This is a genomic window from Stutzerimonas stutzeri (genome assembly GCF_000952685.1).
GTDB lineage: Bacteria > Pseudomonadota > Gammaproteobacteria > Pseudomonadales > Pseudomonadaceae > Stutzerimonas > Stutzerimonas stutzeri_E.
In genome coordinates this window covers 34,096-43,738 of sequence record NZ_JYHV01000018.1, presented here as the reverse complement: position 1 = coordinate 43,738, position 9,643 = coordinate 34,096, and the positions used below count along the sequence as shown (strand labels likewise).

The following is a 9,643-nucleotide window of genomic DNA, read 5'->3' as shown; positions in this document are numbered from 1 at the left end:
CCTCGTTAAAAAATGGCACGGGCCTCGCGCCGTCCGCCCAGCAACCGCTGGTACAGCCGGTCGTAGGGTTCGATCGCGTGGCGCCAGAAAAAGCCACTGCCCATCGCGCGGCAGCGCATTGCATTGAGCAGTTGCGGTCGCTGATGCACCGCTAATGCCCGTTCCACGGCGTGGCGGTAACTCTGCGTGGTGGCCTCGTTGAACAGAAAGCCGGTCACGCCGTCGTCAATGCTGTCGGCCAGCCCACCTGTGCGGTGGGCGATGGGCAACGAGGCGAAGCGCTGGGCGTACATCTGGCTCAGGCCGCAAGGCTCGTAGCGCGAGGGCATGAGCAGGAAGTCGCTGCCGGCGAACAGCCGACGGGCATCGGTCTCGTTGAAGCCAATATGCGCGCCGACACGGCCGGGGAAGCGCTCGGCCAAGCGTCTGACTTCGTCTTCGATATGCGGGTCGCCACGGCCCAGGATGGCCAACTGGCCGCCGTGCTGAACGATCGTCTCGGCCACTTCGATGGTCAGGTCGATGCCCTTTTGGTGCACCAACCGCGACACCACCGAAAAAAGTGGACCGTCGCTTTCGTCCAACCCGAACAGCTCACGGACATGCGCCGCGTTGATTTTTTTACCAGACCAGTCATCGGGACCGAACGGGCTGACCAGGTGTGAGCAGCTTTGTGGCTCCCAACTTTCGTCAATACCATTGAGCAGGCCGCTGAGCAGGCCCTGGCGAGCTTTCATGCTGAGGAAGCCTTCCATGCCGCAGCCGAATTCCGGCGTGGTGATCTCCTGAGCGTAGGTAGCGCTGACGGTCGTCACGTGATTGGCGTAGGCGATACCGGCCTTGAGCAGCGACAGCGCACCGTAGAATTCCATCCGCTCAGGTCCGCAGGCTTCGAGCGGAATACCCAGCGCCCGGCGCAGGCTCATGTCGATGTTGCCTTGGTAGGCCAGGTTATGAATGGTGAAGATGCTGGGTGTGTGCAGCCCTCGCCAATGCATGTACGCCGGGGTCAGCCCGGTCGGCCAGTCGTGGGCATGGACCAGATCGGGGGTCCAGCGGATGCAGGCCGTGCCTGCGGCGATATCCGCGGCGGCCATGCACAGGCGGGCGAAACGCACCGGGTTGTCCGGCCAGTCGTGACCGTGCTCATCGCTGTAGGGCAGACCATCGCGCTCGTAGAGCTCAGGGCAGATCAACACGTAGATGATCAGACCGTCGGGCATATCGAGGCGGCCGATCCGGCAAGAAGGTAGATCGCCGTGCGAGAGCACTCTGCCGACGATGCGGATTGGTTCGGGGCACTGCATGACTTGGGTATAGCCTGGGATCAACACCCGGACATCGTGCCGATCTCCCAATGCGCGGGGCAGGGCAGCGGACACGTCTGCAAGTCCACCCGTCTTGACCAGATCGGTCAGTTCCGAGGTGACGAAGAGGATCTTCTTTTTGTCGTCTTGCGTGCTGCGAAGCTGCAGCACTGGACGCTCGATGGGCGTCTCCAGACGTTGGATTGTGTTGAGGTGGACAGGCCGGGCATTCACTGCAGCAATACTCATAAGAATCTTCCCCAAGTGACCGGCATCTGCGCCAAGGTGGTCACGAGCACGTTTGTTTCCACACAGCGCCCGCTGGGGAGCTGCAAACCATGAGCACGGCAAGAGTGATTTTTCTTGTTAGGGCCGCTTGTTTCGCGGCATAGGGCTCGCACGGCCCTACCTTGAAAAAGACCGGACCGCTATGAATTAGTTCTCAAGTTTTGATGCAAACAGCCTAGGGGAACTTTGCGAAGGCACCTCGGTTCCGAAAATTGACCGAACTTGGGTGTATTACCGTTGCCAGTCGGAGGCAAGACCATGCGAGACCTTGCTGAAATCGTGCAATTTTTAAGCGACAAACACATTAAATTGACCACTGCCGAATCCTGTACGTGTGGCCTGATGGCCTCGTTGTTAGGCGACATTCCCGGCTGCGGTCAGGTGCTCGATAGCGGTTTCGTCGTGTACTCGCCGAAAGCGAAAAACCGGCTGCTTCATGTCAGTTTTGAAACCATCGAGACCTTTGGCCTAACCAGCGAAGAAGTCGCCACCGAGATGGCGGTCGGCGCACTGAATGCCAGCGTCGCCGACATTGCCATCGCCAACACCGGAGTCGCCGACGATGGTGAGGAGGATCCCGGCGGCACCCAGTGCTACGCCTTTGCGCTGATGCAAGGCGAACGCCAAGTCAGCATCAGCGAGACGGTTCAGTTCGAAGGTGATCGGGTGGAGATCCGCAAGCAGGCTGCGCATTACGGGCTAGAGCAGTTACCGAGCAAGTACGAGCAACTGCTGCGCAAGTTGCGCGAGCACGAATGAGCCGACGCAGCCATCCGTTACGCACCGAGAGGCGACAGTCCGCTGCGCGACGCCCCGTATAGCAGCACGACTCAGCTACGACACAGCACCATCAAACCGGAGGTTGACGCTCCGGTTCCACGCGTTCCGGCACCGAATGATCGACGCTCGGCTTCTGCCCGACGCTCAGATCGGCACGCAACTGCGGCAGGCACTGAGGGTATTTGCGCTGGACGAAGCCAATGAGGCTCTCACGCAGGTGGCAGCGCAGATCCCAGTTACGGGATGAGTCCGGTGAGCTGACCAGCACCCGCAGCTGGATGGATTTTTCACTGGTATCGGTCACCTGCAATACGATGACGCGCCCATCCCAAAGCTCAGGAACCTCCTGACAGAGTCGCCGCAGTTCTTCGCGCAACGGCTCGAGTGGCAGCGAGTAATCGACCCAGAAAAATACCGAGCCGATGATGCTGGAGTTGCGGCGCGTCCAGTTCTGGAATGGCTTTTCGATGAAGTACTGCAGCGGTACCACCAGCCGGCGATCGTCCCAGATCCGCACGACGACGTAGGTGCCGGTGATTTCCTCGATACGGCCCCATTCGTTCTCGACGATCACCACGTCGTCCAGCCGAATCGGCTGGGTGACCGCGATCTGGATGCCGGCGATCAAGTTCGCGAGCACCGGACGCGCGGCGAAACCGACGGCCAGCCCGGCCAGTCCGGCGGAGGCCAGCAAACTGGCACCGAACTGGCGTGCGGCGGGAAAGGTCATCAGCATGCCAGCGGCACCGACCAACAGAATGAAGAAGCCCAGGGTGCGCAGCAGTACCCTCGATTGTGTCTGAATCTGCCGGGCGCGGAGGTTGTCGATCACATCCACAGGGTTTTTCAAGCGCACGGCATGCTCGACACCGCGCAGCAGGCGCAAGGCCAGCCAGGTGAAACAGGCGATGATCAACAAAGTGGTGATGCGTCTGGCGGCGTCCATCAATGCAGGCTCATCGCTGCCCGCCGCAAGCACGGCCTGCAGGCCAAGCAACGGCAGCAGCACCCGAACGGGTTTTTCCAGCTGCTCGGAGACGGCTTTGGTAAACAGAAAACTGCGGCCCAATCGCAGCATCACGGCGGTGAGTACACGACTGAACACGCTCAGCAGTACCACAACGGAGGCCGCTGCCAGCAGCGTGCGCAGCGCGGGCTCGGTTATGTAGGCTTCCCATCGCAGGGGGATGTTGAGAATTTCGATAAAGCCAGCTCCGCTTCGTGGGTGCATCAAATGACTGATGTCGCCCTTGCAAAGTTCATGGTTAACGTGCAGCCAGTCGGAAGCTTGGAACTCCCTTGAAAGGCTCTTTTCACACTAGATAAGAGGTGCAAAACCTCATCGCTATCCGAACCAGTGGGAGACAGCCATGCAAAGTGCACAAACCGGGAACGATGTCCGCGTCGAACGTTTGATCGAGTGGTTGCGTGACGCTCACGCGATGGAGGCCCAGGCCGAATCAATGCTCACCAAGCAGGCGAGCCGCATCGAGCACTACCCCGAATTGAAGGCGCGTATCGAGCAGCACATCACCGAGACTCAGAATCAGGCCAAGTTGATCGAATCCTGTCTTCAGCGGTACGACAAATCCTACTCGGGCTTAAAGGATCTGGGCGGCAAGATGATGGCGATGGGGCAGGCCATGGGCGGCATGATGGTCAACGACGAAATCGTCAAAGGGGCCCAGATGGGATACGTTTTCGAGAACCTCGAAATTGCTTCTTACGAAATTCTGATCGCAGCTGCCAAGGCGGTCGGTGACACCCAGACTGCGGAAATCTGCACCCGCATCCTGGCCGAGGAGGTCGCCATGGCCGAATGGATGCGCAGCCACCTGGCGGAACTCACTCAGGCCTATCTGACCCGCGCACAAGCGCCGAACACCGAGGCCAAACGCTGATAGCAAGGATGTTTGCCGAGCGGTAACTACCGCTCGGCGACTTTCGCGGGAAGTGACGAGGTCATTAGCCCGCCCCGGGTCGCGTAAAGTTCAAAGCGCAGTTCTTGGGCGAGACGCACCAGATTGGCCGCGTCGCGGCACTGATCATCTGTGATGCCGAATACGGTCAGCTCCTCACCGTCCAGATGCTCCTCGTAGAGCCGAACGGTGACTCGGCTGTCCTGCTGCGCATGGCAGTCGCAGCGGAAGGGATGAAGGTAGTTGCGAAGGATGTTTTCGATCGTCAACAGAGGTAGACGTGAAGCCATGACCCTTCCTCCCATTACATGTCCAAGTTCATATTTCGCGAGATTGCTCGCAGTCAGCCTTCGCAGCTGTGCGCCGACTTTTCTCAACGCTAGCAGGCCCTACACCGTTGTAAATACCCTTTTGCCACCGCTCGGCAGAAGACCGGTTCGTGAAGTAAGCCCCGCCGTTGGGCTTGTAGACCGACGTCGCTACGCGCTCCGGCGAAAAAGGCGGCTTCATGGGCCGCGCCGATTCGAGCGCGAGCATTTCACACAGAGGAACCTTTCATGAACTTGATAAAAATATTGTTGTTGGCGAGCGCCATGGCTTCATTACCCGCGTTCGCTCAATGGCCCGCCGGCACGCCCGAAGAGGAGAAGGGCGCCCGGCCCAGCCCTATGGGCAACCCGACTCCGCAGGAGACGCTTGAGACGCACAAGGACAGCAAGGGCCGCACGGTGACTGAGGATGGGGACGTCGTCAGTACACCGCCCAAAACCGAAGGCGAATCGGATCCAGACGTGAAGGACTCTTCGGTGAGCCCCGGCCGCCATTCCAGCCACGGCGGGCCGACCGATCCTGCGTCAGATCCGGGCTCGCTTGAATAGCCGCTCGCTTGCGCAAATCACGGAGCTGCGCCATGGCCCTCGACGAATACAATCGAAAGCGAGACTTTGCCGCGACACCCGAACCCGATGGCGAGTCGAAGGCGAAGGGGCGGCGCGGCGCCCGCCACGCACTGCAGTACTGCATCCAGAAGCACGACGCGACCCGATTGCATTACGACTTCCGGCTCGAACTCGACGGCACGCTGAAAAGTTGGGCGGTACCCAAAGGCCCGTCGCTTGATCCTAAATCGCGCCGACTGGCCGTTCATGTCGAAGATCATCCGCTCGATTACGCCACCTTCGAAGGCACCATTCCGGCAGGCCACTACGGTGCCGGTGATGTAATCGTGTGGGATCGCGGTGTCTGGATTCCGCAGGGCGACCCACAGGAGGGTTACCGCAAGGGCAAGCTGAAATTCACCCTGGAAGGGGAAAAACTCAGCGGCAGCTGGAACTTGGTGCGCACCCGCATGGACGGCGGCAAGGAACAGTGGTTTCTGATCAAGTCGAACGATGAGGCGGCACGGCCCGAGCAGGAGTACGACATCGTCAGGGAACAGCCCGACAGCGTGCTCAGCGATCGCACGCTGATTCCGCGCAAACGCGGCAAGGCGAAACTCGAAACCGATGCCAAGCCGATCAAAACGCCCGCCGCACGCAAGAGCAAATCCAGAAAAGCCAGCTTGTCTGGCGCCAGACCCGCGTCCTTGCCCGACAGCATCAAACCGCAGCTGGCCACGTTGGTCGATTCGGTGCCCGATGGCGATTGGCGTTACGAGATCAAGTTCGACGGTTATCGGATCATGGCTCGGATCGAATCCGGCAGGGTGCAGCTGTTTACCCGCAACGGTCACGACTGGACGTCCAAGATGCCACAGCAAGCCGAAGCGCTGGCGGCGCTCGGATTGGAATCGGCCTGGCTGGACGGCGAAGTGGTGGTGCCCAACGAGGACGGAACGCCAGATTTCCAGGCGCTGCAGAACGCCTTCGAGGTCGGGCGCAGCGGCACCATCGTCTACTACCTGTTCGATCTACCGTACCTGAATGGCATGGATCTTCGCGAAGTCCCGCTGGAGCAGCGCCGGGCGGCGCTGGAACAGGTGCTTGAGAAGAATGACAACGAACTGCTGCGATTTTCCGGCGATTTCACCGAGGAGCCGGAGAGTGTGCTGGAGAGCGCCTGCCAAATGAAGCTGGAGGGGCTGATCGGCAAACGCGCCGGCAGTACGTACGTCTCCAAGCGCAGCAACAGCTGGGTGAAGGTCAAATGCAAGAACCGTCAGGAGTTCATCATCGTCGGCTTCACCGATCCCAAAGGCGCGCGCAGCGGCTTCGGGGCCTTGCTGCTCGGGCTGCATAACGACGAAGGCGAACTGCACTATGCGGGTAAGGTGGGCACCGGCTTCAATCAGGTCACGCTGAAGAACCTGCACGCCAAGCTTAAACCGCTGGAAATCGACAAGAGCCCACTGGCCAAGGCACCACCTCCTGCTGATGTGCGGGGCGCGCACTGGCTGAAGCCAGAGCTGATGTGTGAAGTCGCCTACGCGGAAATGACCCGCCAGGGTGTTATTCGCCATTCGGTATTTCACGGGTTGCGTTCCGACAAGCCCGCTGAAGCCATTACCCAGGAGCGCCCGGCGAAGGCGGAGAAGGCTGCGACATCGCACAAGCCCAGGGGCGGCACGGCAAAGAATACCGCCGGTAAGATCAAGATCTCTAATCCAGAGCGCGTCATCGACAAATCCATCGGCGCGACCAAGATGGAACTGGCGCGCTTCTATGCCGAGGTGGCGCCCTGGGCGCTACCGCATCTGCGCCACCGGCCGCTGGCACTGGTGCGGGCACCGGAAGGCATCGATGGCGAACTGTTCTTCCAGAAACACACCGAGAAGCTGAGCATCCCGCACATCACTCAGCTGGATACTGCGCTGTTTCCCGACCACGCCGCGCTGATGACCATCGACACGCCCGAGGCGCTGGTCAGCGCCGCGCAGATGGGCACCATCGAGCTGCACACCTGGAACGCGGTGGCGCCGGTGCTCGATCATCCCGATCGCTTCGTCCTCGATCTCGACCCCGATCCGGCGCTGCCGTGGAAGCGCATGATCGAAGCCACGCAGCTGACCCAGACGCTACTCGATGAGATCGGTCTGCAATCCTTCCTCAAGACCAGCGGCGGCAAAGGATTGCATATTCTGGTGCCGCTCGAACCGGTCCACGGCTGGGGCGAGGTCAAGGCGTTCAGCCAAGCCATCGCACAGTACATGGCCAAGTTGTTGCCGCAGCATTTCTCGGCGGTCAGCGGGCCGAAGAATCGCGTGGGGCGGATCTTCATCGACTACCTGCGCAACAGCAAGGGCGCCAGCACGGTCGCAGCTTACTCGGTACGCGCCCGGGAAGGCCTGGGTGTGTCGGTGCCGATTCATCGCGACGAGCTGGCCGAACTCAAGGGCGCCAATCTCTGGACCATTCGCAACCTTATTCCGCGGCTGGAAGAGCAGGGCGATGACGACCCCTGGATCGGTATCGACGAGACGGGACAACGGATTACGGCGGACATGCGCGAGCGCCTGGGAATGAAATGACACCGGGCGACCGCGGATCGGTCATCGTTGCCACCGGTTCAGCGCGCCGTAACAGCGTCGCGTTTCGCCGCGGCGAAGACGGGACGTAGACGCAGCGCGACTAGATTGATCGCGATTGCTGCAATCAGCACCACCGCACCGGCTGCGCTCCAGCCGAACGCTGCCGTTGCGCTGCCCACCGCAACCGGACCAATCAGTTGCCCGAGATTGCTTCCCTGCATGATCAGACCGACCGCAATCGGTACCAGCGCGGCCTGAGCTGCAAGCAGCGGTGCGCAGGCCAACAAGGTGGCAGGAATCAGCCCTCCAACTGCGGAAAAGAGCAGGCACAACAGCAGCGTCGGCAGGGCCGGAAGGAACCCCAGAAAAATGCAGATCCCCGACGCCCCCATGATGCCGCCTGCAACGGCTATGAGCGATGCGCGATCGGCTCCGCGCGCCATCAAAAAACCGGCGGCGAGGTTGCCACTGACGTTGATGGCGCTCGCCAGCGCGGCCAACAGACCGGCGCTTCGATAGGACACCTCCATACGCTCCATCAACAGGACCGGAAGAAAGCTGAACAGGGCGAAAAACATCAGGCTGTACAGCGCGAAACCGATCGCCAGTGACAGGATGCCTTTGGCGCAAAGCAGCCGGCGGATGCCTTCGATCATGCGCCCCGGTGCAAAGTCGCCTGGCGAGCCGCCTCGCGGCGCACAGAGCGCCACCATTACTGCCGCCGCAGCGGCGAGACCCGAACTCGACCACCAGAATGATTGCCAGGTCTGGAACAGCGGCCCGGCTAGCATCGCGAGGGCGATCCCGCATGGCATGAAACAGCTCCATAGTGAAAACGCCATGTCACGCTGCGCGCCGGTCGTGACGCGCTGCAGCAGCGCCGGACCGGCGACGATGGTCAGCAGAAAACCGAACCCTTCCACCAGCCTCGAGCCCAGCAGAATCGGATACGAGCCGGCCATGGCACCCGCTGCACCTGCGAACGTCATCGTTCCCAGACCGATAAGCAGTGTGCGTCGGTCACCAACAGCCGCCACCAGTGCACCCGCCGGCGCACCGCCAATGAGCCCGAGCACTGCGAATATCCCGGTAAGCCAGCCGACCTCGGCAAGGCTGAGATTCAAGTCAGCCTGAAGCGCGGGCGTCGCGATGGCGGCTTTGCCCACATACAAGGCCGCCACCACGCCACAGCCCAACACTAACCAGACGAGCGAGGAGGGCCGCGTACTCGCCGCGGTGGCATTCATTGGGGTATTCCGACAGGCGATGCGGCCAGCGCCTCGGCGACTCGAGCGACATGCCAGCCCTGGAAACGGGCCCCTTGCAACTCGTTGTCGCTCGGCTGCCGATCGCCGCCGTTACCATCGTCAGCCAGCGTCGAAGCGCCGTACGGGGTGCCGCCGGTGATCGCGTCCATTCGCAACTGGCCTTTGAAGCTATAGGGCAGACCCACGATGATCATGCCCAGATGGAGCAGAACAGTGTGCGTCGCCAGTAGCGTGCTCTCCTGGCCGCCGTGCTGGCTGCCGGTCGAGGTGAACACGCTACCGACCTTGCCGACCAGCCGGTCCTCGAACCACAAGCTGCCGCACTGGTCGAGAAAATTTTTCATCTGAGAAGCCATGTTGCCGAAACGCGTCGGCGTCCCGATAACGATCGCGTCGTATTCGGGCAGTTCCGCCACGCTAGCCACATCGGCTGGTTGATCGAGCTTGTATCCCGCTTTTTCGGCCACAGCCCCAGGGACGAGCTCGGGTACGCGTTTCACCACCGCCTGCGCGCCAGCCTGGCGCGCGCCCTCGGCGACTGATTGCGCAAGGGTTTCGATGTGGCCGTAGGAGGAATAGTAGAGAACCAGTACTTTCGCCATGATCGTCGCCTCG

The 9,643-nt window shown here is 61.2% G+C and carries 9 protein-coding genes; 4 read left to right on the top strand and 5 right to left on the bottom strand.

The window, feature by feature from the left end; all coding sequences use genetic code 11:
- Nucleotides 1-5: 5 nt before the first annotated feature.
- Nucleotides 6-1,556 carry a glycogen synthase GlgA gene (glgA, locus tag UF78_RS11045; protein ID WP_045162272.1) on the bottom strand — a complete coding sequence of 517 codons (1,551 nt, stop codon included), beginning with the start codon at nt 1,554-1,556 and terminating at the stop codon, nt 6-8.
- A gap of 297 nt (nt 1,557-1,853) precedes the next feature.
- Between glgA and UF78_RS11040 the strand changes: the two genes are divergently transcribed.
- Complete coding sequence (locus UF78_RS11040; RefSeq protein ID WP_045162271.1) at nt 1,854-2,354, top strand: CinA family protein; 501 nt, start codon at nt 1,854-1,856, stop codon at nt 2,352-2,354.
- A 91-nt stretch (nt 2,355-2,445) separates the two neighbouring features.
- Here the strand turns inward: UF78_RS11040 and UF78_RS11035 are convergent, their stop codons facing one another.
- Nucleotides 2,446-3,558: a mechanosensitive ion channel family protein gene (locus UF78_RS11035; protein WP_080890604.1), complete on the bottom strand. Its 1,113-nt coding sequence runs from the start codon at nt 3,556-3,558 to the stop codon at nt 2,446-2,448.
- 187 nt (nt 3,559-3,745) lie between these two features.
- On the opposite strand from UF78_RS11035, the gene UF78_RS11030 reads away from it, so the two are divergent.
- On the top strand, nt 3,746-4,276 hold the full coding sequence (locus tag UF78_RS11030; RefSeq protein WP_045162269.1) for a ferritin-like domain-containing protein: 531 nt from the start codon (nt 3,746-3,748) through the stop codon (nt 4,274-4,276).
- A gap of 26 nt (nt 4,277-4,302) precedes the next feature.
- On the opposite strand, the gene UF78_RS11025 is transcribed toward UF78_RS11030, so the two are convergent.
- A complete protein-coding gene (locus UF78_RS11025) occupies nt 4,303-4,584 on the bottom strand; it encodes a DUF1652 domain-containing protein (protein ID WP_045162268.1) in 282 nt (93 codons plus the stop codon).
- 267 nt (nt 4,585-4,851) lie between these two features.
- On the opposite strand from UF78_RS11025, the gene UF78_RS11020 reads away from it, so the two are divergent.
- Both UF78_RS11020 and ligD read left to right on the top strand, forming a co-directional pair.
- Nucleotides 4,852-5,172: a hypothetical protein gene (locus UF78_RS11020; protein ID WP_045162267.1), complete on the top strand. Its 321-nt coding sequence runs from the start codon at nt 4,852-4,854 to the stop codon at nt 5,170-5,172.
- A gap of 32 nt (nt 5,173-5,204) precedes the next feature.
- A complete protein-coding gene (gene ligD, locus UF78_RS11015) occupies nt 5,205-7,760 on the top strand; it encodes a DNA ligase D (protein WP_045162266.1) in 2,556 nt (851 codons plus the stop codon).
- Between the two features lie 38 nt (nt 7,761-7,798).
- On the opposite strand, the gene UF78_RS11010 is transcribed toward ligD, so the two are convergent.
- The gene (locus tag UF78_RS11010; protein ID WP_045162265.1) at nt 7,799-9,007 is read right to left on the bottom strand and encodes an MFS transporter; all 1,209 of its coding nucleotides are present in this window, start codon (nt 9,005-9,007) and stop codon (nt 7,799-7,801) included.
- Complete coding sequence (gene wrbA, locus UF78_RS11005; RefSeq protein WP_045162331.1) at nt 9,004-9,630, bottom strand: NAD(P)H:quinone oxidoreductase; 627 nt, start codon at nt 9,628-9,630, stop codon at nt 9,004-9,006. Before wrbA ends, UF78_RS11010 begins: the two co-directional genes overlap by 4 nt.
- Between the last annotated feature and the right edge of the window lie 13 nt (nt 9,631-9,643).